The following is a 25149-nucleotide window of genomic DNA, read 5'->3' as shown; positions in this document are numbered from 1 at the left end:
AAAGATAATGTAATCGAGTTTTAAGGTGTAAAGCCTAAAGAAATCAACATATGAATAAAACAGAACAATCGGCGGGTTTGTCCGCGTATGCGGACAGTCGCCTGGCAAACGATCCGCCGCTTCGGGCTGTCCGTGCCTTCGAGGCCATCGCCCGGCTGGGCAGCGTCACGCTGGCCGCGCAGGAGTTGGATATCTCACCGTCGGCGGTCAGTCATCAGCTCAAGGTGCTCGAAGGCTATCTGCAAATGCCGCTGACGGAACGTCAGGGGCGCAGGCTGGTGCTGAGCCAGCACGGACGTGAATATTACCGCTCGATCCGTGCGGCGTTTAACGTGTTGCGACAGGCAACGGAGCATCTGGCAGAGCAGGCGCAAACGCGTCAGGTCACCATCAGCCTGATCCCGCTTTTTGGCATGGGGTGGTTTATCCCGCGTCTGCCTGATTTCATGCGCGCTAATCCGCAGACCGAGATCAACGTTGTGTATGCCAACCATCGTAACTATCTGAGCGATGCGTCGGATATGTCGATTCGTTTTGGTAACGGCCAGTGGGCGGGCTATCAGAGCGAAAAGCTGATTTCCGGACAGATGGTTCCGGTGTGTAGCCGCGCATTTTTGCGCATTCATGGGCATATCGATACGCCTGAGCAACTGCTGCAAATGCCGCTGCTGCATGATGAGGAGCGCACCAGCTGGCCGCAGTGGTTTCAGTTGCAGGGGGTAAAACGATCTCTGCGGCGCAGCGGCCCCCTGTTTGAAGACGGGCTGTTGACGCTGGCGGGCGTACAGGCTGGTCTGGGCTGCGCGCTGATGCGCGAGCCGCTGATCGCGCCTTATCTTGAGAGCGGCGAGCTGGTGAAGATATTTGACTTACCCATTGACGACGGGCGCGACTATTACCTCTGCACGCGTGCCGATTCAGAGATGACCGAGGACGGTAAGCTGCTGCAAAACTGGCTTCGTCGGGCTGCAGGCGTTGAACCGCTTACGGCGTAAGCAGGCAGTGCTTATCAAGCGCTTCAATTTCCGAACCGCTGTAGCGTGCGTATTGCCCGGTCAGGCCAAAAAACGCGGGTTGGGTTTCGGTGTAGATTTCCGCGGCGAGCACCAGCCGGCGTCGCTCATCTTCGCCCATCTCAAGCAGCGTCCAGGGAATGAAATAGCGCGACGTGGAGGTCAGTTTGAACCACAGCGGGCAGCCGCAGCCGGGACAGAACCAGCGTTCGCCGCGCGCCGATGATGCAAAATGAGAAGGGGCGATGGAGCCTTGCTCAAGAAGCGGTTCGCCCTGCGGCTCAAGATACATGGCAATGCCGCCCGACCACTTCTGGCATTGGGTGCAGTGACATGCGTATACGTCAAAATTGTTGAGGCTCACGCTGAACTGACTCATTCCGCACAAGCAGCGTCCTTTGAATATGTGCATGGCGTACTCCTTTTTGACGCCAGAAATCCGTATAAAAAAAGCCAGCCGCATGGGCTGGCCTTTTATCGTGACAAATCTTAGAACTGGTAGGTCAGGCCTACAGCTACGATGTTGTCGGTAGCAACGCCAGTTGCTTTGGTGAAGCTGTTGTCGTCAACCAGGTTGATTTTGTAATCAACATAGGTAGACATGTTTTTGTTGAAGTAGTAGCTCGCACCAACGTCAACGTATTCAACCAGATCCTGGTCGCCGTATGAACCCAGGTCTTTACCTTTGGATTTCAGGTAAGCGATGGACGGACGCAGGCCGAAGTCGAACTGGTACTGAGCAACAACTTCGAAGTTCTGAGCTTTATTCGCGATATAACCGCTACCAAAGTTGGTCATGTTGCGGGTTTCAGAGTAGGTGGTTGCCAGATAGATGTTGTTCGCATCGTATTTCAGGCCAGCAGCCCATACTTCTGCGTTCTCACCGCCAGCGTTAACGGTGTTAGCGACGCGACCTGCAGCAACCTGACGGTCAGTACGGTCAGATTTCGCGTAGGTTGCACCGACACCGAAGCCGTCCATTTCATAGGTAGAAGACAGACCCCAGCCGTCACCGTTCGCTTCGGTGATGTCGTTACGGTCGTTTTTACCCTGGTACTGAGCGGCAACGTTCAGACCGTCAACCAGACCGAAGAAGTCGGTGTTACGGTAGGTTGCAACGCCAGTCGTACGGCCAGTCATAAAGCCATCGGTCTGGGTCCAGGTATCGCCACCGAACTCTGGCAGAACGTCAGTCCATGCGCCGATGTCGTAAGCAACACCGTAGTTACGACCGTAGTCGAAAGAACCGAATTCGTTGAATTTCAGGCCCGCGAATGCCAGACGAGTTTTGCTGCCGTCAGAGCCCTGTGATTCAGAACGGTTGCCTTTGAACTCATATTCCCACTGGCCGTAACCGGAAAGCTGATCGTTGATCTGAGTTTCGCCTTTGAAGCCCAGACGAACGTAAGTTTTGTCGCCGTCGTTATCAGTATCATCAGAGAAATAGTGCAGACCCGTTACTTTACCGTACAGATCCAGCTTGTTACCGTCTTTGTTATAAATTTCAGCCGCGTTTACAACGCCTGCTGCCAACATGGAAGTCACTGCCACTGCAACTAATTTAAGTTTCATCTTAAATGTTCCTTATAATTTTCTTTGGTATTTCCTGAGCCACTTTGAACGATTTCTAAACGAGGCCGATCGTCAATGGCATGCTATTTTTAAAAATCTTGTAGTCCTATTTCAATAATAAGTTTCAAATTATTAGCAATAATTTCATTTAGTGTGATCGAGATCGGGTAAATGACGATGAAATAGCGTCAAATGATTAGTATTTAATCAATTAATTGTCGGGTTGATTGCGGTGAATATAGTTTCCTAAGGGTTTTATAAAAAGTGGTAATTATCGGTATTTCCGTTCATTTGGGAGCGATGAATGGTCATTATAGCCCTAATGCCTTGCTTTGGACTCGTAATGCACGGAATTTCCGTTCTGGCAACTGAAATAAACAGAAACATACTATTGCACTTTGTGCTATTAACCTTGTGAGTATTTGAAGCGCATTAATAACCTTCAGGTGTCAATTTATGTCAATTCGTGAGGGCGGGATTTACGAAAGGGGGTGGAATATAAACAGAATCTAAACACGTGCTCTAGTGCTCAGATGAATATTTTGGCGTGCGCTCACATATTAAATTTATGTTAAGTATTTGCTGTCGGGATAAATATTTCTCGACAGCAAAACCGGCATTATTGTCTTGTTGCGTACCAGCAGAGCAACGACCCGGCGCAAACCATCAGCGCGCCTTGCCAGAACGAGAATGAGAGGGGGGAACTCAGCACTGCGGCGGCAAGCGCGGCGGAGAGGACAGGGGTAAAATAGGATACGGCGGCAAGTACCGTGACGTTACCGTGAAGGATGCCAATATTCCATGCGGCGTAACCAAACCCAAGCGCAATACCGCACATGACGAGTTTCACTACCACCGGAAGCGTGAACACCATCTCGGGCTGATCGCTCAGGAAATATTTCACCCACAGGCTCAGCGCGGTCAGCAAAACAAACAGCGTGATGCCGTTTTGTCCTTTCGCAAATTTGGCAGTGACGGTGCAGTAGGCGGCCCAGATAAATGCCCCGGCAAACGCCAGCGCGTAGCTCAGCGGGCTGGAAACGATATTGCGGGTTATTTCATCCAGATGTAAACCCTGTTCACCGCCCAATACCCAGCAGACGCCCAGCAATGAGACGGCTAAGCCGGGGATCACCCACAGAGTTGATTTCTGTCCGTTGAACAAGATGGCAAACACAATGGTCAGGCTTGGCCAAAGGTAATTGACCATGCCCACTTCAATAGCCTGCGAACGCGTTGCGGCATAGCCCAGCGACAGCGCCAGGCATATTTCGTAGCTGACAAATAAAACGCTGCCGGCAATAAGATAGCGGGGTGAAAACCGCCTGATATCAGGAAATCCTACCGTCACCAGACACAGTAATCCGCTGAGGGTGTAAATCATCGCCGCACCGCCTACAGGGCCCAGTCCCTCACTCACGCTGCGAATAAGGCCGACCATGGTGCTCCATAACAGTATTGCCGCCAGCCCAATAAGCGTTGCTCTTTTTCTGTCCATTACTTCGCCATTGCAATAAAAATCAAAGGAAAAATGTATCGCATTCATCCTGACGCTGTCGCCAATTATTCTCTTAAACCGTTAATCAAAAAGGGGTATTTAAATATACCGGGGGTGACTATTAAGGGGGGGAAGACAGATGACCTTGATTTGACGCAAAAAAATCAGGGGAGTTACTGCTAGTTTGCGGCGCGAAGTCTTATTTGAAAACGAGGACAACAATGGACGTCAGCCGCAGACAATTTTTTAAAATCTGCGCGGGCGGTATGGCCGGAACAACGGTAGCCATGCTGGGATTTGCTCCCAAAATGGCGCTGGCTCAGGCACGCAACTATAAGCTGCTGCGCGCGAAAGCGATCCGTAACACCTGCACATACTGCTCCGTAGGTTGTGGGCTTTTGATGTATAGCCTGGGCGATGGCGCGAAGAACGCCAGAGAAGCGATTTACCATATTGAAGGGGACCCGGATCATCCGGTGAGCCGCGGCGCACTTTGCCCGAAAGGGGCGGGGCTGCTGGACTATGTACACAGCGAAAATCGCCTGCGCTATCCGGAATACCGCGCGCCGGGTTCCGACAAGTGGCAGCGAATCTCCTGGGATGAGGCCTTCTCCCGTATTGCCAAATTAATGAAAGCCGACCGCGACGCCAACTTTATTGAAAAGAACGCGCAGGGCGTAACGGTTAACCGCTGGCTTTCCACCGGGATGCTTTGCGCGTCTGCGGCGAGTAATGAAACCGGCATGCTGACGCAAAAATTTGTGCGCTCTCTCGGCATGCTGGCGGTAGACAACCAGGCGCGCGTCTGACACGGACCAACGGTAGCAAGTCTTGCTCCAACATTTGGTCGCGGTGCGATGACCAACCACTGGGTTGATATTAAAAACGCTAACGTCGTGGTGGTGATGGGCGGTAACGCCGCTGAAGCCCATCCGGTGGGTTTCCGCTGGGCGATGGAAGCGAAAAACAACAACGATGCGACGCTTATCGTCGTCGATCCGCGCTTTACGCGTACGGCATCGGTGGCCGATATCTATGCGCCAATCCGCTCCGGCACGGACATTACGTTCCTGTCTGGGGTACTGCTGTACCTGATCGAAAACAACAAAATTAACGCGGAATACGTTAAGCACTACACCAACGCGAACCTGCTGGTGCGGGATGATTTTGCCTTCGATGACGGGCTGTTTAGCGGCTATGACGCCGAAAAACGCCAGTACGATAAAACGTCCTGGAACTATCAGTTCGACGAAAACGGCTATGCGATGCGTGATGAAACGCTAACGCACCCGCGCTGCGTGTGGAATCTGCTGAAGCAGCACGTTTCCCGCTACACGCCGGACGTGGTGGAAAACATCTGCGGCACGCCGAAAGCGGACTTCCTGAAGGTGTGTGAAGTGCTGGCCTCAACCAGCGCCGCAGACAGAACCACGACGTTCCTGTACGCGCTGGGCTGGACGCAGCATACCGTCGGCGCGCAGAACATCCGCACCATGGCGATGATCCAGCTGCTGCTCGGCAACATGGGGATGGCGGGCGGCGGCGTGAACGCGCTGCGCGGTCACTCCAATATTCAGGGGCTCACCGACCTTGGCCTGCTGTCAACCAGCCTGCCGGGCTACCTGACGCTGCCGTCGGAAAAGCAGGCGGATCTGCAAACGTATCTTGAGGCCAATACGCCGAAAGCGACGCTGCCGGACCAGGTGAACTACTGGAGCAACTATCCGAAGTTCTACGTCAGCCTGATGAAATCCTTCTACGGCGATGCGGCCCAGAAGGAGAACGACTGGGGCTTTGAGTGGCTGCCGAAGTGGGACCAGGCGTACGACGTCATCAAGTACTTCAACATGATGGATAAAGGCAACGTCACGGGGTATATCTGCCAGGGCTTTAACCCGGTAGCCTCCTTCCCGGACAAAAACAAAGTCGTTCGCAGCCTGAGCAAGCTGAAGTACATGGTGGTTATCGATCCGCTGGTGACCGAAACGTCCACCTTCTGGCAGAACCACGGGGAATCGAACGATGTTGATCCGGCGTCGATTCAGACCGAAGTGTTCCGCCTGCCGTCCACCTGCTTTGCGGAAGAGGACGGTTCCATCGCTAACTCCGGCCGCTGGCTGCAGTGGCACTGGAAAGGCCAGGATGCGCCGGGCGAAGCGCGTAACGACGGCGAAATCCTGGCCGGGATTTACCATCGCCTGCGCGAGATGTACCGCACCGAAGGCGGCAAAGGCGCTGAGCCGCTGCTGAAAATGGGCTGGGACTACAAGCAGCCGGACCGTCCTGAGTCAGAGGAAGTCGCCAAAGAGAACAACGGCGTGGCGCTGGCGGATCTCTATGACGCTAACGGCAACCTGGTGGCGAAGAAAGGCCAGCTGCTGAACAGCTTCGCGCTGCTACGCGACGACGGCACGACGGCGTCGTCCTGCTGGATCTACACCGGCAGCTGGACGGAGCAGGGCAACCAGATGGCCAACCGCGACAACGCCGATCCCTCCGGGCTGGGCAACACGCTGGGCTGGGCATGGGCGTGGCCGCTGAACCGTCGCGTGCTGTATAACCGCGCGTCTGCGGACGTAAACGGCAAGCCGTGGGATCCAAAACGCATGCTGATCCAGTGGAACGGGGCGAAGTGGACGGGGAACGATATCCCTGACTACAACACCGCGGCACCGGGCAGTAAAACCGGGCCGTTCATCATGCAGCCGGAAGGTCTGGGCCGCCTGTTTGCCCTCGACAAGCTGGCGGAAGGGCCGTTCCCGGAGCACTACGAGCCGATGGAAACGCCGCTGGGGACTAACCCGCTGCACCCGAACGTGATCTCCAGTCCGGTGGTGCGTATCTACGAAGAGGACGTGCTGCGATTAGGTAAAAAGGACAAGTTCCCGTACGTCGGGACGACCTACCGCCTGACCGAGCATTTCCATACCTGGACCAAGCACGCGCGGCTTAACGCCATCGCGCAGCCGGAACAGTTTGTGGAGATCAGCGAAACCCTGGCGAAGGCGAAAGGGATCGCCAACGGCGACCGCGTTAAGGTGAGCAGCAAGCGCGGGTTTATTCGCGCGGTGGCGGTGGTGACGCGTCGTCTTCAAAGCCTGAACGTGCATGGGCAGCAGGTGGAAACCGTTGGGATCCCGCTGCACTGGGGCTTTGAGGGCGTGGCGCAGAAAGGCTATATCGCCAACACCCTGACGCCAAACGTCGGCGATTCCAACTCGCAAACGCCGGAGTACAAGGCGTTTCTGGTCAACATCGAGAAAGCGTAAGGAGCGATTCAATGGCGATGGAAACACAAGACGTTATCAAACGCTCCGCGACTAACCCGATAACGCCCGCGCCCCGCGCGCGGGACTATAAGGCAGAGGTCGCCAAGCTTATCGACGTCTCCTCCTGCGTGGGCTGCAAGGCCTGCCAGGTAGCGTGCTCGGAGTGGAACGATATCCGCGACGAGGTGGGGCACTGCGTGGGGGTCTACGACAATCCGGCGGATCTGAGCGCCAAATCCTGGACGGTAATGCGCTTTAGCGAAACCGAGCAGAACGGCAGGCTGGAGTGGCTCATCCGCAAAGACGGCTGCATGCACTGTGAAGATCCGGGCTGCCTGAAGGCGTGCCCGTCTGCCGGCGCGATTATTCAGTACGCCAACGGGATCGTCGACTTCCAGCAGGACAACTGTATCGGCTGCGGGTACTGCATCGCGGGCTGTCCGTTTAATATCCCGCGCCTCAATAAAGAGGATAACCGGGTATACAAATGCACCCTGTGCGTGGACCGCGTCAGCGTCGGGCAGGAGCCTGCCTGTGTGAAAACCTGTCCGACCGGGGCTATCCACTTCGGCACTAAAAAAGAGATGCTGGACGTGGCGCAGGCGCGCGTGGACAAGCTGAAAGCGCGCGGCTACCAGAATGCAGGTGTTTATAACCCGCAGGGCGTGGGCGGTACGCACGTGATGTATGTGCTGCACCATAACGACCAGCCTGAGCTGTACCACAACCTGCCGAAGGATCCGGCGATCGATACCTCCATCAACCTCTGGAAAGGGGCGCTTAAACCGCTCTCCGCGGCGGGCTTTATCGCCACCTTTGCGGGGCTGATTTATCACTACATCGGTATCGGGCCAAACAAAGAGGTGGATGAGGACGAGGAGGAGCATCATGAGTAAGTCGAAAACGATCGTGCGCACGAAGTTTGTCGACCGCGCCTGTCACTGGACGGTGGTGATCTGCTTCTTCCTGGTGGCGGTGTCGGGGATTTCGTTCTTCTTCCCGACGCTGCAGTGGCTGACCGAAACCTTCGGCACGCCGCAGATGGGGCGCATTCTGCACCCGTTCTTCGGCGTGCTGATTTTCGTGGTGCTGATGTTTATGTTCGTGCGCTTTGTCCACCACAACATCCCGGACAAGCAGGATATTCCGTGGGTGAAAGGGATCGTCGAAGTCCTGAAAGGCAACGAGCATAAGGTCGCGAAGGTGGGGAAATATAACGCCGGGCAGAAGATGATGTTCTGGACCATCATGAGCATGATTTTTGTGCTGCTGGTGACCGGCGTGATTATCTGGCGTCCCTATTTTGCGCACTACTTCCCGATTCAGGTGATTCGCTACGCGCTGCTGATCCACGCCACGTCGGCCATCATTCTCATCCACGCCATCCTGATCCATATGTATATGGCGTTCTGGGTCAAAGGATCGATTACAGGGATGATTGAAGGGAAGGTGAGCCGCCGCTGGGCGCAGAAACACCACCCGCGCTGGTATCGTGATGTGGAGCGACTGGAAGCGAAACGGGAAAGCACGGAAGGAATGAAGTAAGACCTGCGCCGTCGGCTTTGCCCGGCGGCGCTGCGCTTGCGCAGGCCTACGTTATGTATTGGTCACTAACGCATCTATCGCCGCGATAACAGTACTTCTCGCGCTGCGAAGATTACATACATAATCTTTATTATTTAGTTTCTGTTTCTCCACGTGTGTTATGCCAGCGGTGTTAAGGAAATATCGCTCGAAATCAATATTCACTAAAGGCATCGCGGCATTGATATGTCCACGTAGATAGCTATGGTAGCTTAATGGAATAATCAGTCTTGTTGATAAATCATCATAATAGTCATGTTGAATTATCATAAAATAAGGCTGGTGGTCCCGTGTTCTTTCTGAAGGATTACGGTAAACGTCAAACTGAAAGCACATTAAATCCCTCCAAAGAAAGGATCGTCTGATAATAATCCCGCTTTAGCTGTAAATTCATTCATGGCTCTTATGAATTCTTTATCTTGCTGATGCTCTCGTCTTCGCGCCTCTGGTGTACGGGCCTCGCGGGAGACTCCACTCGCCATGCTCTCCCTTTTGCTATAGTCTTTGTTTCGGTTTGGCTTCATTTTCAGCTCCTTTGTTGGTGCGGTCATTATCAACCGCAGCCAACAAAAAACAATACCGTATCCCCTGGTAATCTACATTCTGCGAGGCGTATTCCAGTAATTTCAGAACCGCTCCTCCACATACCGGAACGGGTATTTTGTGGGTTTGACTTTACCAATTTTACGTTTCGGTAAATCCACTTTTTCAACGTGAATTTCTTTATAGGGAATTTGGGTGAGCAGGTGCGAAATAATATTCAGACGCACGCGTTTTTTATCTTCTGAACGTGCCACAAACCACGGCGCCCATGCGGTATCTGTCGCTTCAAACATGGCGTCGCGCGCGAGGGTATACTCATCCCACAGGTTAAAGGATTTAATATCCATCGGCGATAGCTTCCAGATTTTACGACCATCGTTAATACGATCGCGCAGGCGGCGCTCCTGCTCTTTAGGCGTGACCTCCAGCCAGTACTTCAGCAGGATAATCCCGGCATCAACCATCGCTTTTTCCATCACCGGCGTACCATCTAGAAACTTTTCAACCTGCTCGGGGGTGCAGAATCCCATTACCCGCTCGACGCCCGCGCGGTTGTACCAGCTTCGGTCGAAAATGACGATCTCTCCGGCGGCAGGTAGATGGGGAACATAACGTTGAAAATAGAGCTGGGTTTTCTCTTTCTCGGTGGGTGCAGGGAGGGCAACAACGCGAAACACGCGAGGGCTGACGCGCTCGGTGATCGCTTTAATGGTGCCGCCTTTGCCGGCACCATCGCGTCCTTCAAAAACAATACACACTTTTAGCCCTTTGGCGACGACCCACTGCTGGAGCTTAACCAGTTCAACGTGGAGGCGACGTAGCTCTTTTTCATACTCTTTGGTCTTTAACGGTGCATTCTTTACGACATCGACAGCGACACTGGTTTTCTTTTTGTTTCCCATGATGGTCATCCTCAGATTGTCCGGCGCGGAAAAAAGCGAGGCCGCACTATGAAGTGTAATCCACCTGATATTATGCGTAATGTTTTTAGGTAATTAATTTCACAACACTTTTTTTAAGCAGATACTGAGGTATTCGCGAAGGGGTTTAGCACCCATTCCCCTATGTAGATGCAATAAAATCAGCACTTTTAAACCCACACGCCATATGTGGTTAGCGTGATAATTTCATTCTTATTTACTTAAAGGAACTAAGAATGAGTTGGAATAAAGAAGCTGCAGTTTCGTATCTCCGTTCACACGCTCTGGGGCACTCTCATAGTGAATGTGCTAAGTTTACCCGCCTGGCCATTCTGGCTGGAGGCGTTAAGGTGCCGAACACAGATTATGCAAAAGATTATGGGGCGGAGTTATTACGTGCTGGGTTCAGTGAGCTGCCGCCCGGTTCTACTTTAATTTCTGGCGATGTGGCTGTGATACAGCCGTATCCTGGAGGAAATGGCATAGGTCACATGACTATGTATGACGGTACGCAGTGGATTTCTGACTTTGTTCAAAAAAGCATGTATCCGGGGCCTGGGTACCGCAAAATGCAACCATCCTTTAAAATTTACAGGATGCACTGATGAAAAGGATATTTTTATCATTCGTTATGCTGCTGGTGGGATGTAGTTCGGCTGCCCGTCAAGATCAGAGCGCGCAAGACGCTACCGAATCATTTTATAAATCCTATCTTTCCGCATTCGGCAGCGATGAAGCCAGGCCTTATCCTGCCGACGCACTGCGTAAATATGTTTCTGCTGATACTATTGCTCGCATTAGCGCCATTCAGGAAATCTCTGAACAAGAGTTAATCGAATCTGATTATTTTACGTATACCCAGGATTACTCTCGCGATTGGATACCTGCGTTACGAGTGGGAAACGCAAGGCCATTTTTAAACGGTGAAGTAGTCCAGGTCATTGAGGGGGCGGGTGATGGAAGAAGCATACATCTTGAAGTCTTTCTTCGTCGTGAAGGAGATGCATGGAAAATCTACCGCGTTCGTGACATAACGAACAATCACGAGCACCCAATTTTCAATGCTGGCGCTATTACACGCGCTAAATCAGCGGCAGAAAGCGAACTGTAAAAGCTAAACCTTAAACCCTTTGGCCCTGACACCAGTCGGGGCTTTTTGTTTCCCATTCCCGCCGCGTAGCAATGGGAGAAAACTCCTGAATTAATGGATTAACCTGCCAGCCAACGGATTTGAGCTGGCTCACCATACAGGATTATTCAATAATGCCCGTCGCGAGTGATTAACCAGTGGTTGAGGTATGAAAAAGACAATTTTTTCGTTGGCGCTTGGCACATTTGGCCTGGGAATGGCCGAATTTGGCATTATGGGCGTGTTAACCGAGCTGGCACATGACACCGGTATTTCGATTCCCTCCGCCGGGAATATGATCTCGTTTTATGCGTTCGGCGTGGTGATTGGCGCCCCGATTGTGGCGCTGTTCTCGGGCAAGTTCTCGTTAAAAACCACGCTGCTGTTTCTGGTGGCGATGTCCGCTGTCGGAAATGCCCTGTTCACGTTTTCCACATCCTATTTCTGGCTGGCGGTGGGGCGGCTGATTTCCGGCTTTCCGCACGGGGCTATTTTTGGCGTCGGGGCGATTATCCTGTCTAAAATTGCGCCACCGGGTAGGGTGACGGTCGCGGTGGCAGGGATGATCGCCGGTATGACCGTGGCGAACCTGGTGGGCGTTCCGCTGGGGACCTGGCTCGGGCACCAGTTCAGCTGGCGTTATACCTTTTTTCTGATTGCCGTATTCGATGCGCTGGTGATCCTCTCGGTTCTGCTCTGGGTACCGGACATCCGCGACACGTCAGAAATCAAATTCACCGAGCAGTTCCACTTTCTGAAAAAACCAGAACCCTGGCTTATTTTTGCCGCCACCATGTTTGGCAACGCCGGGGTGTTCGCATGGTTCAGCTTCGTTAAGCCGTTTATGGTCATCGTTTCCGGTTATTCAGAAGGGATGATGACGGCCATCATGATGCTGATGGGGCTTGGCATGGTGTTGGGCAATCTTCTGAGCGGTAAGCTCTCGGGGCGTTTTAGCCCGCTGCGCATTGCGGCCACCACCGACATGGTGATTGTCGCCTCGCTGCTGCTGCTTTTCGCCTTTGGTGAACTGAAAACGGCCTCGCTGGTCATGGGCTTTATCTGCTGCGCCGGGCTGTTCGCGCTCTCTGCGCCGCTACAAATTCTGCTTCTGCAAAATGCGAAGGGCGGTGAGATGCTGGGGGCGGCAGGGGGGCAGATGGCGTTTAATCTCGGCAGTGCGATTGGCGCGTACTTTGGCGGGATGATGATTGTCCTCGGCTTTAGCTGGCGTTACGTCACGCTGCCGGCGGCAATACTTTCGTTCTCGGCCATGAGTGCACTGCTGATCTACAGCCACCTGCGGGCCAGACGGGCTCAGGCTAACGCTCGCGCGCTAGCCTGACGGGTTTCAGGCAAGCCAGGGCTCACCCAGGGTCAGCATCAGACGGTTGGCCCAGGCGAAGAACGCGGCGGACTGCACCAGATCAAGCTGCGCTAAGGTATCCAGCCCCTCTTTTTCCAGCGCGGCAAGGTGCAGCGGCGTGGCGGCAGGCGGCGTGACCGACAGCGCCGCCGCAAAATCGATTTCCGCCTGCCAGCGTACGGATTGCCCCTCGCTCAGGGACCGCCCCGGCCTCACGGCCAGCAGGGCTTCCACCGCCGCGTCATCCTTTGACAGCTGGCTGGCTTTACGCGCATGGACAGATGCGCAGTAAATGCAGCCGTTGATTTTACTGGCTACCGTTGCGGCCAGCTCGCGCTCGGCGCGCGGCAATCCCTCCGATGTATAAAAAATTCCTTTATCCGTTAATGTGCGCTGTTCAAGCACCGGCAGGTTGCGCCCCAGCAGGCGGAAGTAGTCGGAATCGGTATGGCCAAATTTAGCCAGAATGGCAACCTCATCGTCACGGAAATCCGCCAGCGGTTTGGCCGCTATCCACGGTTCCCATCCCAGCTCCTGCTGGGTAAACGCGACGGGGGCCGCCTTCCCGGTGACCGTTGTTGCGATCGTGTGCCAGATGCCTGCCGCCACCGGCGCATCGCTTTTGGCGACGGGCCTGTCGTTCAGCAGCCGCAGTCCGGTGATGAGTCGACTCTGGAAGCTCACAAACGCGACGAGCTGCGCCAGGGTAACAATGCCTTCCTTGCTCCATCCCGCCTGGGTCAGCGCCTTTAACGCTGCTGGCGTCGCTTCGACGGGTGAGAACGTCAGCAGGCGCGCGAAGTTCAGCGCCGGGGTCAGGCGTTCTGAGGTGGGATCGGCCAGGCCAAACCCTGCATAGTGTGCGGCCAGCGCCTCCGCGCTGTGCCACCTGGCGACTTTTGCCGCCACGGCGAAGCGCTCGTCGAGTGCAAAATCAGCATCCTGCTGGCTAAAGAGGATTTCGTAGCTGCCCTGCGCGTGGCGCGTGGCGGCATCACGCGTGGCGCGCGCCTCTGCCAGAGGGGAACCGGGTTTAATTTCCGCCAGCTCGGCGAGAATGTCCTGACTTAATGACATAGGTGTCTCCTCAAAGGATGTGGGGGGCAATACGTTCGGCGATCAGTTCGATGGACCGCAGCGTGTCGCGATGCGTGGGTTCGACCGAATGGACCTGGAATGAAATATCCGTGGCGCGCCTGAGAATGGAATCAGCATTCAGAGAATGCAGCACCGTATCGGGCGAACCAATATGCGCGTCAAACTGGCGGCGATAGTCGGTGACGTTGTCACCTTTAACCACGTGCCCGGCAGCGCGATGCTGCTGGGCCTGTTTCGTGAGGCCCGGCGTCGCGACCCTGAGCGCATAGTCGTCGCTGTCGGCGACGAACGCCGTACGGGAGGCCAAAATGCGCGGTGCGATGCCCGCAGGCAGCGCCTCAAGGTAGGCATCCACAATCGGGTTCTGGATCTCGTCGAGCGTTAAATCCAGCCGATCTGCCGGGCGCGGCTGCGTGCGGGAGAGCATTAAACCGTGTCCGGCCCGGGCGGCGCGAACGGCTCCGTCAACAGAGAAGGTGGCAATCCAGATACGGTCGGCAAGCTGTGGCGCAGGCGGGTAAAGGTGGTTATCCGGATGGGTCAGCGAATCCCCGCGCCAGGCGCTTTGGATCACATGCAAATGGTCAGCAAACGCCGCGCCGCGCTCCTCAAACGTCAGGCCGAACGGCAGAAATGAGGTCGGTGTGCCGCCCGAACCAAAACCGACCTCAAGACGACCATCGGCGAGTAAATCGAGCACGGCGGCATCTTCGGCGACGCGCAGCGGGTTTTCCATCGGCAGGGTGATGATGGCCGTGCCCAGGCGGATGGTTTCGGTATGCGCGGCTACGTGCGCCAGAAACAGCAGCGGCGACGGTAGGCCACCTTCACTTTCGTGGAAGTGGTGCTGGGCAATCCAGGCGCTGTCAAAACCGTGGCGTTCGGCGTGGCGGATCTGTTCAGTTGCCAGACGATAGCGCTCCTTTGGCGAAGCGTCGTCAAGCAGGCGGGTGAAAAATCCCAGGCGTTTTCGCGTCATGCGAACTCCTCCGTAGCGGGTGAAAAATGGGGAATGGCGTCAATCAGCTCGCGGGTATAATCGTTCTGCGGCGACGCGAATAAGGTTCCGACGTCACCCTGTTCGACCACCTGACCGCTGCGCAGCACCGTGACGCTGTGGGCGATCCGGCGAACGGTAGACAGATCGTGCGTGATAAAGAGGTAGGTCAATCCCAGCTGCTGCTGCAGCTGCTGAAGCAGAGCCAGAATCTGCGCCTGCACGGTGACGTCCAGCGCCGAGGTGGCTTCGTCCAGCACCAGAATGGTCGGTTCCAGGATCAGCGCTCGGGCGATGGCAACGCGCTGCCGCTGCCCGCCTGAAAGTTCCCGGGCGGTGCGGGTCAGGAGTTCGACGGGCAGGGCAACCCGCTGCGCCACCGTCTCCACCCGGAGCTTTCGCTCCGTCTTGCCGAGGCGAGAAAAGTTCTTCAGTGGCTCTTCGATGATGTCAAACAGCGTCTGACGCGGATCGAGAGAGGCAAACGGGTTCTGGTAGACAAACTGGATCTTCTGGCGCAGCTGACGGCGGGCCTCGCGGCTGAGCGCGGTGGCATCAATATCATCAATGATGACCTGCCCGCTGTCGGCCTGTTCAAAACCCAGCAAAATACGGGCGAGGGTGGTTTTCCCGGAGCCGGATTCACCGACCAGCGCATGCGTACTACCGCGCCTGACGTCAAACGTCACCCGATCCAGCGCCTGAAGCTGATGACCTTTGCCCAGGGAGAATTGTTTGCTGATGGCGCGGGCGCGAATGGCCGGGGACGCGAGCGGGCGACCGGCTACCGGGGCGATGGTCAGGCGCTTGCCCTGGAGATCGCTCAACAGCTGGAGGGTGTAGGCGTGCTGCGGCGTGCGGACGATATCGGCGGTGTTGCCCTGTTCCTGAACCTCGCCATCGCGAAACACCAGCAGCCTGTCCGCGCGCTGTGCGGCCAGCGCCAGATCGTGGGTGACAAACAGAACGGCGGTACCCGATTCCCGGCGCAGGATATCCAGCAGATCGAGAATGCGTTTTTGCACCGTCACATCCAGCGCGCTGGTGGGCTCATCGGCAACGATCACATCCGGGCGCAGGGCAATGGCAATGGCAATCAACACGCGCTGTTTCATCCCGCCGGAGAGCTGGTGGGGATACTGCGTCATGCGCTGTTCGGGGTGGCTCAGGCCGACCTTTGTCAGCAGGGCGAGCACCTGCTCGTCGCGCTGGGCGCGGGTCACTTTCTGGTGGAGCTGAATGATTTCTCCGACCTGCGCACCGATGGTTTTCACCGGGTTGAGCGAATTACCCGGATCCTGGGGCACCAGGCTAATTCGCGCCCCGCGAAGGGTATCGAGACGCTTCGCGGACCATCTGCTAATCTCCTCGCCGTTTAGCGATATTTTTCCCGCATCGCGCCGGGCGTTATCGGCCAGCAGGCCAATGATCGCCTGCGCCGTGGTCGTTTTGCCGGATCCGGATTCGCCGACAAACGCCAGCATTTCCCCTCGCCCGAGCGTGAAGCTGACGTTATGCACCACCTCTCGCCACTGGCGCGCGGTACGGTAGCTGATCGTCAAATTTTCCACTGAGAGCACGGTCATTAGCGACCTCCGCTGAACTGTTGGCTGATACGGTTGGTGGCCAGCACCACGGCGATGACGAAGACGCCGGGGAAGGTGGTGAGCCACCAGGCGGTAGAGAGATAGTTACGGCCTTCGGCAATCAATAACCCCCATTCCGGCACCGGCGGCGGGGTGCCGTAGCCGAGAAAGCTCAGCGTAGAGAGCGCCAGGATGGCCTGACCAAACTGCAGCGTGGCAAAGGCCAGAACGGCGGTTAACGCGTTGGGCAGGATGTGTCGCCACAGCACGGCGAAAAACGTCCCGCCGCTGCCGAACGCCGCTTCGACATAATCCGTATGGCGGATACGCACGACTTCACCGCGCGCGAGGCGGGCGAAGCTGGCAATGGAGGCCACGCCGACGGCAATCGCGGCATTAACGGTGCCAAACCCGAGCAGAATAATCACCGTCAGCGAGAGCAGCAGAGACGGGATGGACAGCAGCACGTCGACGAAGCGCATCAGCAGAGACTCGACGCGTCCGGCGAACGCCCCGGCAATCACCCCTAAGCCGGTACCGACCACCAGACCCATCGTCACGGCGGCCAGCGCCGCGCTCAGGGAGTGTGATGCACCGTAGACAATACGCGTGTAAACATCGCGGCCAAGCTGATCGGTGCCGAGCCAGTGTCCCGCCTGCGGCGCCAGGCGCTGTGCCCCGGCGATGCCCTCAATCGGGCTGTAGTGGGTTAACAGGCTGGGTGCCACGGCGGCAAAAGCGGCGAGAATAATCCCCCCCCATGCCAGCCACAGCCCCGGCTGCCATTCCACGCCCTGCCAGGCAGGAACGCGTTTTCGCGCGGCGGCAGCGTAATCGACCAGACTCATGATGCACCTCCGGTAACGGTTTGCAGACGGGGATCCAGCAGCGGCATCAGCAGATCCACCAGCAGATTGATCAGGACAAAACCGAGGGCGGAAATCATCACTACCGCCTGAAGTACGGCGATATCCTGGTTATTCACCGCCTGCTGGGTCAGCTGTCCGAGCCCGCTGCGGCCAAAAACGGTTTCCGTGATCAGCGCCCCGGCAATCAGCTCGCCCAGCAGCAGCCCGGCAATGTTCAGGACCGGCAGCAGGGCGTTGCCGGTAACATGACGCCACAGGACGGCGGTTTCACTCAGCCCTTTGGCACGGGCCACGGCGACAAACGGCTGCGTCGCCACCTGGTCCAGACCGCGCATCAGAATTTGTGCCAGCGGGGCGGATATCGGGATCGCGACGGTCACGATCGGCAGGATCAGCCCCTGGAGCGGCGTCGGGTTAATCACCGGGATCAGCCGCAGCTGAAAAGAAAAGAGCTGGATGAGGGCAATCCCGAGCCAGAACGTGGGTAGGGAGATAAACAGGACCGGCAGAGACTGGAGGGTATTACTCAGCCAGCGCAGACCCGGCAGACGCGATGCAAAGGCCAGCGCGAACGCCAGCAGGACCGCAAGCGCAAACGCGGGCAGGGCGAGGCTCAGGGTATCCGGCAGATTGCTGGCAATCAGCTCGCTGACCGGCACGCCGGCCTGTAGCGAATAGCCGAAATCCCCGCGCAGCATCGCCAGCAGCGTGTGGCCGTATTGTTGCCACAGCGGGCTGTCCGCGCCGTAGGCCACGCGCATCTCCTCGATTTGCGCCGGGCTTAAGCCCAGGTCCGGGTTCTGAAATTTAATCAGCACCGCGTCGCCCGGCAGCACCTGGAGCAACACGAACGAGAGGGTAAAGGCGGCCCACAGTACCAGCAGCCCGTGCCCAAAGCGTTGAAGAAGTGCGTGGCGCATCGTCAGCTCCTCAGTGTTTCTCAATCCACGCGCCGTAGAACGACGGGCGGCCTACCGCTTCAAAATTGACGCCTTTCAGCCACGGCGCACCGGCAAAGACCTGCGGCTCTTCGAAAATCGGAATGACGTAGGCGTTATCCAGCAGATAGCGCTGGGCGTCCCCCGCCAGCTGCAGGCGTTTTTGCGGATCGACCTCAGCAGAAATGTTTACCAGCAGTTCATTCAGCCTGTCGTCACGGAAGTTTTTGACCTTGTCGCTGGATCCGCCTTTTTGCAGCAGCGCGTCGCGGTTAGCCGGGTAGAACATGCTTTTCACCACGTCAGGATCGGCGCGGCCCACTTCGGAGACGGTTAACGGGGTTTTCAGCGGGTCAAGGTTATCCAGCGTGCGGCTGCCTGCGTCACCGGCTTTGACGCTCAGCGCCACGCCCACCTGTCGCCACTGCTGGGCAACCAGTTGCAGCACCTCTTTGTTTTGCGGCTGCGGCAGGGATTCATACACCGTCAGCGCCAGACGTTGGCCGTCTTTGGCGCGGATCCCATCGCTGCCTGCTTTCCAGCCCGCCTCGTCCAGCAGCTGGTTGGCTTTTGCCGGGTCAAAGGTCAATTTGTCGCTGAGATCGACAAAGCCTGCGGCGGAACCGGCAATCACGGACTTCGCCTGCGGATAGTTGGCCGAGAAGAGGGTTTCGACCACCTGTTTTGCATTGGTGGCATGCAGCAGCGCCTGGCGTACGCGAATATCGGAGACCAGCGGGTTATCCGGGCGGAAGCTGATGCTGTCGTTCACCCCGCGCGTCGGGGCGGCGTAGATCTTATAGCCCCGATCGGTCGCCTGCTTTTCATCATACGCCTGCACCTGGCGAATAAAGTCTGCCTGACCCGCCAGCAGGGCGCCCACGCGCACGCTGTCTTCCTGGGTCACGATAAACTTGATGCCATCGAGATTGGCGGGCCCCTGTTGCGCCAGGTTTTTCGGTCCCCACTGGTAGTCTTTGCGCGCTTCGAGCGTCACCTCACGTCCCAGCTTCTCGTCCTTCACCACAAACGGGCCGGAACCAATGATGTGGCGGGCATCACCCAGCTCCTCGAAGTTGCGCTTCAGCGTGCTGAGCGAGACCAGACCCGAGCCAATGGTGGCGGTGCCCTGCAGGAACCCCGGCGACGGATTTTTGAAGTAGAACTTCACGGTCAGCGGGTCGATGACTTCGCTGCGATCGTAGTTATTGATCACTTCTGACACCGGCAGGCGCTGCGCCTTGTTGCCTGAACCGTAGGTATCAAAGTTTTTCGCCACGGCGTTGGCGTCCAGCGGCGTGCCGTCGGAGAAGGTGATGCCGGGACGAAGCTTAAAGGTGTATTCGGTTTTATCGGCGTTGGTGGTCCAGCTTTCGGCGACCCAGGGTTCCACCTGCAGCGTCTTTGGGTTCTGCCACGTCAGTTTGTCGGTGATTTGATTCAGAATGCCGCCGTTCGGGTAAAAGCCACCGGCAGGCGGATAGAGGTTGGTGTGCGCCTGTTGCTCCAGATAAATCAGCGTGCCGCCTTTAACGGGCGCATCTGCTGCCCAGGCTGCGGTTGTCGCCAGAATCAGCGCCGTCAGCAGCGGCAAACGAAATGGGGTTTGCATGGTGAATTCCTTTGTTATCTTCTTGTTAGCGTCGGATTCATCATCGGGCGCGGGGGAAAGCAAGGGAACAAAGGAATTAAGATAAGGATTGCCGGAAACTGGAAATAAAAAAACGCCCCGCTAGCGGGGCGATGGCGAGGGGGCTAGACGAATTTCGCCAGCGGGTCGGCGGCGGCAAATGCGACCGTTTTGTCTGCTGCTGGCGGATAGATCAGCTCGTTCGTGATGGCGATTTTGATCTTCTTCGCCTCATCGCGGACGGATTTGACGGCCTGTTCCCAGCCCTCGGTATAGACCGCGCCCCACGCGCCTAAATCCAGGCAGGTAACATAGTTCACCTGACGATAAGGATATGGCGCGATGTTTAGCAGGCTGGCTGCCGCGTTGTGCCCGGCAAATTTTCCAAGCTGGATCGCGTGCTGGCAGGTCATCAGCGCCGTGTTGCCCGCATCGTCCGTTTTGGCGTGCGCCATGTCGCCCGTTGCATAGATGTCCGGATGGGCAGGAACCTGCAACGACTCGGTAACGATAAGTCGCCCCTGGTTGTCACGTTCGCCGTCAATCTGCTGGCTGAGGGAGTTGGCCTCGACGCCTGCCGTCCAGACCACGGTAGAGGCGGCAATACGTTCGCCATTTTTTAAGGTAACGCCGTTTGCGTCGATGGCTTCCACTTCACCGTTAAGACGCCATTCAACGCCCAGCTCGCGGCTTGCGTCTTCAATGGTCTTGCGCAAGGCTTCGCTGTAACGGCCACCGATAACTGCACCGCGCTCAACTACGATTATTTTAATCGCTGTATCTTCACCTAATCGAGAACGAAGCCGGGCAGGGAGCTCGGTCGCCAGCTCAATGCCGGTGAAGCCGCCGCCGCAGACCACAACGGTGTTGCGTGCTGGGGAGGCAGGTCGTGAAGCCAGTGAATCAAGGTGCTGCTCAAATACCAGCGCCGATTCCAGCTGGTCGATATCAAATGCGTATTCGGCAAGCCCGGCAATGGGAGGGCGTTTGGTTTGGCTACCCGTCGCCAGCACTAAACGTTCGTAAGCCACCGAGGATGTTATCCCCTGATTATCACGCCATATCACCGTTTTTGCATGAGTATCAATATGTTCTGCGCTTCCGGCAATGAACTCGATATCCAGCTCAGCGAACAGTTCGGTCAGCGGCGCGACCAGCGTTGATACCTTTTCTTCATAGAAGCGTGGGCGAACGCGCAGCTCAGGAACGGGCGCCAGCACGGCAATCTTAAGATTGTCTTTTCCTTCCAGCGCCGAGAGGCGAGCGGCACTGACCGCAGCCCACATACCGGAAAAGCCGCTACCCACAATTAAAATTTGCTTTTTCATACTCGATCCTTTTGATCGCCAGGCTGTGTACCTGACATAACTGCCACTATACTTGTCGGAGTTAACTGCGACAACTTCTTTCTGAGTTAAAAATCGTTATAATGGCCTGAACAGCAAACTGGGGTTAACCATGGCGTTTTACAGTTCCGGTGTGGAATACGGCATTCACAGCCTGATGTGCATGGTGGATGCGAAGGGTAATGAGCGGGAAATGAGCGTCAGGGAGATGGCTGCTCTTCAGGGCGTGCCGTACGATTATCTCGGTAAAATATTCACCCGCTTGTCGCGTGCCGGTCTGGTCATCAGTACGGAAGGCAAGGGTGGGGGCTTTCAGCTGGCTCGCCCGGCGGAGCTGATCACCGTGCTGGACGTAACGCACGCCATCGACGGCGAGAAAAATATGTTTGAGTGCAGGGAGATACGCCAGCGGCTGGCCGTGTTTGATGAAACGCCGCCTGCCTGGGTATGTGACGGTCCGTGCGGGGTACGTTCGGTGATGGACAGCGCGCAGCAGCGAATGGAAGAGGAGTTAGCCCGACATACCATTCTCGATCTGGCGCGCAAAATGTATCGAAAAGCACCGGACACGTTCCAGATTGAGGTCCAGGAGTGGATTTCGGACCGGCGTTCGTCGTAACAGTAGGCCGGGTAGGGCAAAGCCGCTACCCGGCAATAGTTTTTTACGAGCGTAGATCAATGACCATACGGCCGCGGATCTGGCCCTGTTCCATCTCTTTAAAGATAGCGTTGATGTCCTCAAGCGGGCGCATCGTGACTTTCGGTACGACCTTACCTTCAGCGGCGAACTGGAAGGCTTCCTGCAGATCCTGACGGGTGCCGACCAGCGAACCCACTACCTGAATGCCGTCCAGCACCAGACGCGGAATGTCGAGGCTCATCGCTTCCGGCGGCAGGCCAACCGCGACCACGCGGCCACCGGCACGCACGGCGTCAACGGCTGAGTTGAATGCGGCTTTTGCGACGGCAGTCACGACTGCGGCATGCGCGCCGCCGGTTTTCTCCTGCACAATTTTTGCGGCGTCTTCGCTGCGGGAGTTGATGGTTAAATCCGCACCCATGCTGGCCGCCAGCTTCAGCTGTTCGTCGTTAACGTCAAGGGCGATGACTTTGGCGTTAAAGACGTTTTTGGCGTACTGCAGCGCGAGGTTACCCAGCCCGCCCAGACCATAGATTGCAATCCACTGGCCCGGTTTGATGCCAGAGACCTTCACCGCTTTGTAGGTGGTCACGCCGGCGCAGGTGATGCTGCTGGCCGCCGCGGATTCCAGACCGTCCGGCACTTTTACGGCGTAGTCCGCGGTGACGATGCACTCTTCCGCCATGCCGCCGTCAACGGAGTAACCGGCGTTTTTCACATCGCGGCACAGGGTTTCGTTGCCGGTATTACAGTATTCGCAGTGGCCGCAGCCTTCGAAAAACCAGGCCACGCTTGCGCGATCGCCGACTTTCAGCGACTTCACGCCTGGGCCGACTTCTTTTACGATACCAATCCCTTCGTGGCCCAGGATAACCCCGGTTTTATCGCCGAAATCACCGTTCTTCACGTGGAGATCGGTATGGCATACGCCACAGCATTCCATCTTCAGCAGGGCCTCTCCGTGCTTTAGCGGGCGTAAGGTTTTTTCGGTGACATTAACCTGATGATCCTGAGTGACAACAGCAGCCTTCATGTGTATCTCCTTGTTCATGATGAGTATCTGCATAGCAGGTGTAATACTCCTCAAGGATTAGTGCTTTGGGGCTGTAATGCAAGGCAATGGCAACATAATGTCATCATTTAATCCGATTTTCAGAATAAGAATACGGCGTTCCTCTAATAATTTAGGGGGAAAATACTGGCCCGACGAGAGAGCCTCGCCGGGCGCAGCGTTACAGCTGTGCTTCTATCTCCTCAATCTCTTTACGCCATTGCGCCTGCAGCTGCGGCTTTTGATGCTTCGGCTTACGCGCCAGATCGTCTTCCAGCAGCGTTTCCAGCGCGACCAGCCGTTCGAGCAGATCGTCATACGGCGAGGGTTGAACCATCGCAGCGTCGATGACGGGCGCGGCGGTGGTCGCCAGCCCCGCGCTTTCACGCAGGCGCTCAAACACCGCTTCTGCATCGTGCCACTCGCTCAGCTTTCCCTCTTCAATCAGCCAGAAACGGTTGCAGCTTTGGCTAATTAACTGGCGGTCATGGCTAACCAGCAGCACGCCGCCTTCGAACTGCTGGAGGGTTTGCGCCAGCGCCTCTTTGCCTTCCATGTCGAGGTGGTTGGTCGGCTCATCCAGCATCAGCAGGCTATAGCGGGCAAGCGTCAGGCCTACAAACAGCAGGCGCGAGCGTTCGCCTCCGCTGAGCGTGCTGACCGTTTGCCCGTGACGCGCCCACGGGAAACCCGCGCTTATCAGCGCCATTTTGCGGTTCTGCGGATCCGGCGCGAAAGGCTCCAGCGCGTCGAGCAGCGTGGCGTCATCCGACAGCTGATGAAGCGTCTGGTCGTAATAGCCTGGCGACACGCGCGGATGGATTTTCAACCCGCTGTCTGCGGACTCATCGGCAAACTGTTGCCAGATAAGCCTCATCAGCGACGATTTGCCGCAGCCGTTACGACCGACAATCGCCACGCGATCGCCGCTTTTCAGCCGCGCCATGTCGATGTTAAACAGCGGCGGTAGCCCCGGTGCAGGCGGGACGCTGAGGTTTTCCATCTCCAGCAGACGGTCTGCCCGCAGCGCGTCGCCGCGCAGGGTTAACGTCCACTGGCTGCCTGCCGTGAGCGCCGTCTGGCTATCCTTCAGCCGTTCGACCTGTTTTTCCATCTGTTTGGCTTTGCGGGCCAGGTCTTCGTTGTCGTAAACCTTGCCCCAGGTCGCCAGCCGCTTCGCGCTGGCGGTCACGCGGTCGATCTCCTTTTGCTCCGCCTTGTGGCGCTGCGCGTCGCTTTCATCCTTTGCTTCAAGCGCCTTGCGGGCGGTCGTGCAGGGAAGGGCGAAGTAGTGCAGCGTTTTATCGCGCAGGATCCAGCTGCCGTTGGTGACGGCATCCAGCAGCTGTCTGTCATGGGAGACCAGCACGAAGCTGCCTGACCAGTTCTGCAGAAAGTGTTCCAGCCAGAGCATAGTCGGCAAATCAAGGTGGTTGCTGGGTTCATCGAGCAGGAGCAGATCCGGGTCGTGAATCAGCGCCCGCGCCAGCAGCAGGCGCGTGTGCTGTCCGCCGCTCAGCGTGGCGGATTGCAGCGCCATATCCTGCGGTGTGAAGCCCATGCTCGCCAGCAGCGTTTCGGCTTTCCAGCGCAGGCTATCGCGCTCGGCTAAAGGCAGCTGTGCGAGTACGGCATCCAGCATGGTCAGCGGGAAAATGACGTCCGGGAGATGTTGCTCCACGCGCGCCATCAGGCAGTGTCCGGCCAGCGCGACGGTTCCGGCGGCGGGGGAGTCAGTGCCGTCCAGCACCTTCAGCAGCGTGCTTTTGCCGCAGCCGTTGTCGCCCAGCAGGCCAATGCGGTCGCCTTTTTTCAGCGTAAAGGAGAGTGAGTCGAAGAGCGTGCCAAACGCCGTATCAACGCGTAAAGATTGTGCAGTGAGTAAAGTGCTCATTGTTGCTTACCCAAGAGTTACAGGCATGTTTATGCCTCGTCAAACATCGCTGACGATAACTCAGTAAGCCCGAGAGAAGGGATTTCAGGGGTTGGTGTCTTCGCTCAAGCAGAAGTTATCGCAGCACGATACCGATAACGCTTGAGCTGGTGCGATCACCAAATGTATGTGAAACATTGAAAATTTCACGATACAGCATAATTGGC

The 25149-nt window shown here is 56.6% G+C and carries 23 protein-coding genes; 8 read left to right on the top strand and 15 right to left on the bottom strand.

Annotation, left to right across the window (positions count from 1 at the left end; all coding sequences use genetic code 11):
• Window positions 1-50: 50 nt before the first annotated feature.
• The gene (locus tag DFO52_RS02050; RefSeq protein ID WP_133549110.1) at window positions 51-995 is read left to right on the top strand and encodes a LysR substrate-binding domain-containing protein; all 945 of its coding nucleotides are present in this window, start codon (window positions 51-53) and stop codon (window positions 993-995) included.
• On the opposite strand, the gene DFO52_RS02045 is transcribed toward DFO52_RS02050, so the two are convergent.
• The 3 genes from DFO52_RS02045 to yddG all read right to left on the bottom strand — a co-directional run bounded on the left by DFO52_RS02045 (window position 985) and on the right by yddG (window position 4083).
• Entirely contained in the window at window positions 985-1425 is a 441-nt protein-coding gene (locus tag DFO52_RS02045; RefSeq protein ID WP_029741106.1) for a GFA family protein, read from the bottom strand. The genes DFO52_RS02050 and DFO52_RS02045 overlap by 11 nt on opposite strands.
• Window positions 1426-1502: 77 nt before the next feature.
• The gene (locus DFO52_RS02040; RefSeq protein ID WP_029741107.1) at window positions 1503-2585 is read right to left on the bottom strand and encodes a porin OmpD; all 1083 of its coding nucleotides are present in this window, start codon (window positions 2583-2585) and stop codon (window positions 1503-1505) included.
• Between the two features lie 619 nt (window positions 2586-3204).
• Window positions 3205-4083 (bottom strand): aromatic amino acid DMT transporter YddG, encoded by an 879-nt coding sequence (gene yddG / locus DFO52_RS02035; protein WP_133549108.1) that lies wholly within the window; start codon window positions 4081-4083, stop codon window positions 3205-3207.
• Between the two features lie 221 nt (window positions 4084-4304).
• Between yddG and fdnG the strand changes: the two genes are divergently transcribed.
• From fdnG to fdnI, 3 genes are read left to right on the top strand one after another with little or no spacing between them, the layout of a single operon-like run.
• The gene (gene fdnG / locus DFO52_RS02030) at window positions 4305-7352 is read left to right on the top strand and encodes a formate dehydrogenase-N subunit alpha (protein WP_133549106.1); all 3048 of its coding nucleotides are present in this window, start codon (window positions 4305-4307) and stop codon (window positions 7350-7352) included.
• Between the two features lie 11 nt (window positions 7353-7363).
• Entirely contained in the window at window positions 7364-8248 is an 885-nt protein-coding gene (fdxH, locus tag DFO52_RS02025; protein ID WP_133549104.1) for a formate dehydrogenase subunit beta, read from the top strand.
• Entirely contained in the window at window positions 8241-8897 is a 657-nt protein-coding gene (gene fdnI / locus DFO52_RS02020; protein ID WP_121931673.1) for a formate dehydrogenase-N subunit gamma, read from the top strand. The genes fdxH and fdnI overlap by 8 nt, the downstream gene beginning before the upstream one ends.
• Window positions 8898-8948: 51 nt before the next feature.
• Here fdnI and DFO52_RS02015 read toward each other — a convergent pair whose 3' ends face one another.
• From DFO52_RS02015 to ppk2, 3 genes are all read right to left on the bottom strand, one after another.
• Window positions 8949-9272, bottom strand: coding sequence for a CcdB family protein (locus DFO52_RS02015; RefSeq protein WP_071789384.1), 324 nt, complete (start codon window positions 9270-9272; stop codon window positions 8949-8951).
• Complete coding sequence (locus tag DFO52_RS02010) at window positions 9272-9460, bottom strand: hypothetical protein (RefSeq protein ID WP_133549102.1); 189 nt, start codon at window positions 9458-9460, stop codon at window positions 9272-9274. The genes DFO52_RS02015 and DFO52_RS02010 overlap by 1 nt, the downstream gene beginning before the upstream one ends.
• A 102-nt stretch (window positions 9461-9562) precedes the next feature.
• Complete coding sequence (ppk2, locus tag DFO52_RS02005; RefSeq protein ID WP_133549100.1) at window positions 9563-10381, bottom strand: polyphosphate kinase 2; 819 nt, start codon at window positions 10379-10381, stop codon at window positions 9563-9565.
• Between the two features lie 254 nt (window positions 10382-10635).
• Between ppk2 and DFO52_RS02000 the strand changes: the two genes are divergently transcribed.
• From DFO52_RS02000 to araJ, 3 genes are all read left to right on the top strand, one after another.
• Window positions 10636-11004: a hypothetical protein gene (locus DFO52_RS02000; RefSeq protein ID WP_032656922.1), complete on the top strand. Its 369-nt coding sequence runs from the start codon at window positions 10636-10638 to the stop codon at window positions 11002-11004.
• Window positions 11004-11510: a YbjP/YqhG family protein gene (locus tag DFO52_RS01995; protein WP_033145637.1), complete on the top strand. Its 507-nt coding sequence runs from the start codon at window positions 11004-11006 to the stop codon at window positions 11508-11510. Before DFO52_RS02000 ends, DFO52_RS01995 begins: the two co-directional genes overlap by 1 nt.
• Window positions 11511-11697: 187 nt before the next feature.
• Entirely contained in the window at window positions 11698-12873 is a 1176-nt protein-coding gene (gene araJ / locus DFO52_RS01990; RefSeq protein WP_133549098.1) for an MFS transporter AraJ, read from the top strand.
• Between the two features lie 6 nt (window positions 12874-12879).
• Here araJ and DFO52_RS01985 read toward each other — a convergent pair whose 3' ends face one another.
• From DFO52_RS01985 to DFO52_RS01955, 7 genes are all read right to left on the bottom strand, one after another.
• Window positions 12880-13971: an alkylhydroperoxidase domain protein gene (locus DFO52_RS01985; RefSeq protein ID WP_133549096.1), complete on the bottom strand. Its 1092-nt coding sequence runs from the start codon at window positions 13969-13971 to the stop codon at window positions 12880-12882.
• A 10-nt stretch (window positions 13972-13981) separates the two neighbouring features.
• Window positions 13982-14971, bottom strand: coding sequence for a putative FMN-dependent luciferase-like monooxygenase (locus tag DFO52_RS01980; RefSeq protein WP_121931613.1), 990 nt, complete (start codon window positions 14969-14971; stop codon window positions 13982-13984).
• Window positions 14968-16575, bottom strand: a complete 1608-nt coding sequence (locus tag DFO52_RS01975; RefSeq protein ID WP_133549094.1) for an ABC transporter ATP-binding protein — start codon at window positions 16573-16575, stop codon at window positions 14968-14970. Before DFO52_RS01975 ends, DFO52_RS01980 begins: the two co-directional genes overlap by 4 nt.
• Window positions 16575-17423: an ABC transporter permease gene (locus DFO52_RS01970; protein ID WP_133549092.1), complete on the bottom strand. Its 849-nt coding sequence runs from the start codon at window positions 17421-17423 to the stop codon at window positions 16575-16577. Before DFO52_RS01970 ends, DFO52_RS01975 begins: the two co-directional genes overlap by 1 nt.
• The gene (locus tag DFO52_RS01965; RefSeq protein WP_133549090.1) at window positions 17420-18364 is read right to left on the bottom strand and encodes an ABC transporter permease; all 945 of its coding nucleotides are present in this window, start codon (window positions 18362-18364) and stop codon (window positions 17420-17422) included. The genes DFO52_RS01970 and DFO52_RS01965 overlap by 4 nt, the downstream gene beginning before the upstream one ends.
• A gap of 10 nt (window positions 18365-18374) precedes the next feature.
• On the bottom strand, window positions 18375-19994 hold the full coding sequence (locus DFO52_RS01960) for a TIGR04028 family ABC transporter substrate-binding protein (RefSeq protein WP_133549088.1): 1620 nt from the start codon (window positions 19992-19994) through the stop codon (window positions 18375-18377).
• Window positions 19995-20137: 143 nt separating this feature from the next.
• On the bottom strand, window positions 20138-21340 hold the full coding sequence (locus DFO52_RS01955; protein ID WP_133549086.1) for an NAD(P)/FAD-dependent oxidoreductase: 1203 nt from the start codon (window positions 21338-21340) through the stop codon (window positions 20138-20140).
• A 130-nt stretch (window positions 21341-21470) separates the two neighbouring features.
• Between DFO52_RS01955 and DFO52_RS01950 the strand changes: the two genes are divergently transcribed.
• Window positions 21471-21977: an Rrf2 family transcriptional regulator gene (locus DFO52_RS01950; RefSeq protein ID WP_029740891.1), complete on the top strand. Its 507-nt coding sequence runs from the start codon at window positions 21471-21473 to the stop codon at window positions 21975-21977.
• 43 nt (window positions 21978-22020) lie between these two features.
• Here the strand turns inward: DFO52_RS01950 and adhP are convergent, their stop codons facing one another.
• Window positions 22021-23031 carry an alcohol dehydrogenase AdhP gene (gene adhP, locus DFO52_RS01945; RefSeq protein WP_121931609.1) on the bottom strand — a complete coding sequence of 337 codons (1011 nt, stop codon included), beginning with the start codon at window positions 23029-23031 and terminating at the stop codon, window positions 22021-22023.
• A gap of 199 nt (window positions 23032-23230) precedes the next feature.
• Window positions 23231-24943, bottom strand: coding sequence for an ABC-F family ATP-binding cassette domain-containing protein (locus DFO52_RS01940; protein ID WP_133549084.1), 1713 nt, complete (start codon window positions 24941-24943; stop codon window positions 23231-23233).
• Window positions 24944-25149: the final 206 nt, after the last annotated feature.

The sequence above is a fragment of the Enterobacter sp. AG326 genome, assembly GCF_004362415.1.
In the GTDB taxonomy this organism is placed as follows: domain Bacteria; phylum Pseudomonadota; class Gammaproteobacteria; order Enterobacterales; family Enterobacteriaceae; genus Enterobacter; species Enterobacter asburiae.
The sequence above is the reverse complement of the archived record's forward strand: the minus strand, read 5'-3'. Positions and strand labels throughout refer to the sequence as shown.

Excerpts from the sequence above, each read along its gene's own strand:
- DFO52_RS02000 (WP_032656922.1), top strand. The coding sequence starts at position 10,636 with ATGAGTTGGAATAAAGAAGCTGCAGTTTCGTATCTCCGTTCACACGCT.
- DFO52_RS02040 (WP_029741107.1), bottom strand. The coding sequence starts at position 2,585 with ATGAAACTTAAATTAGTTGCAGTGGCAGTGACTTCCATGTTGGCAGCA.
- DFO52_RS02015 (WP_071789384.1), bottom strand. The coding sequence starts at position 9,272 with ATGTGCTTTCAGTTTGACGTTTACCGTAATCCTTCAGAAAGAACACGG.
- DFO52_RS01950 (WP_029740891.1), top strand. The coding sequence starts at position 21,471 with ATGGCGTTTTACAGTTCCGGTGTGGAATACGGCATTCACAGCCTGATG.
- araJ (WP_133549098.1), top strand. The coding sequence starts at position 11,698 with ATGAAAAAGACAATTTTTTCGTTGGCGCTTGGCACATTTGGCCTGGGA.
- DFO52_RS01975 (WP_133549094.1), bottom strand. The coding sequence starts at position 16,575 with ATGACCGTGCTCTCAGTGGAAAATTTGACGATCAGCTACCGTACCGCG.
- adhP (WP_121931609.1), bottom strand. The coding sequence starts at position 23,031 with ATGAAGGCTGCTGTTGTCACTCAGGATCATCAGGTTAATGTCACCGAA.
- DFO52_RS01955 (WP_133549086.1), bottom strand. The coding sequence starts at position 21,340 with ATGAAAAAGCAAATTTTAATTGTGGGTAGCGGCTTTTCCGGTATGTGG.
- DFO52_RS02045 (WP_029741106.1), bottom strand. The coding sequence starts at position 1,425 with ATGCACATATTCAAAGGACGCTGCTTGTGCGGAATGAGTCAGTTCAGC.
- fdxH (WP_133549104.1), top strand. The coding sequence starts at position 7,364 with ATGGCGATGGAAACACAAGACGTTATCAAACGCTCCGCGACTAACCCG.
- DFO52_RS01995 (WP_033145637.1), top strand. The coding sequence starts at position 11,004 with ATGAAAAGGATATTTTTATCATTCGTTATGCTGCTGGTGGGATGTAGT.
- DFO52_RS02050 (WP_133549110.1), top strand. The coding sequence starts at position 51 with ATGAATAAAACAGAACAATCGGCGGGTTTGTCCGCGTATGCGGACAGT.
- DFO52_RS01960 (WP_133549088.1), bottom strand. The coding sequence starts at position 19,994 with ATGCAAACCCCATTTCGTTTGCCGCTGCTGACGGCGCTGATTCTGGCG.
- DFO52_RS01940 (WP_133549084.1), bottom strand. The coding sequence starts at position 24,943 with ATGAGCACTTTACTCACTGCACAATCTTTACGCGTTGATACGGCGTTT.
- DFO52_RS02010 (WP_133549102.1), bottom strand. The coding sequence starts at position 9,460 with ATGAAGCCAAACCGAAACAAAGACTATAGCAAAAGGGAGAGCATGGCG.
- DFO52_RS01985 (WP_133549096.1), bottom strand. The coding sequence starts at position 13,971 with ATGTCATTAAGTCAGGACATTCTCGCCGAGCTGGCGGAAATTAAACCC.
- fdnI (WP_121931673.1), top strand. The coding sequence starts at position 8,241 with ATGAGTAAGTCGAAAACGATCGTGCGCACGAAGTTTGTCGACCGCGCC.
- DFO52_RS01970 (WP_133549092.1), bottom strand. The coding sequence starts at position 17,423 with ATGAGTCTGGTCGATTACGCTGCCGCCGCGCGAAAACGCGTTCCTGCC.
- DFO52_RS01980 (WP_121931613.1), bottom strand. The coding sequence starts at position 14,971 with ATGACGCGAAAACGCCTGGGATTTTTCACCCGCCTGCTTGACGACGCT.
- yddG (WP_133549108.1), bottom strand. The coding sequence starts at position 4,083 with ATGGACAGAAAAAGAGCAACGCTTATTGGGCTGGCGGCAATACTGTTA.
- ppk2 (WP_133549100.1), bottom strand. The coding sequence starts at position 10,381 with ATGGGAAACAAAAAGAAAACCAGTGTCGCTGTCGATGTCGTAAAGAAT.
- DFO52_RS01965 (WP_133549090.1), bottom strand. The coding sequence starts at position 18,364 with ATGCGCCACGCACTTCTTCAACGCTTTGGGCACGGGCTGCTGGTACTG.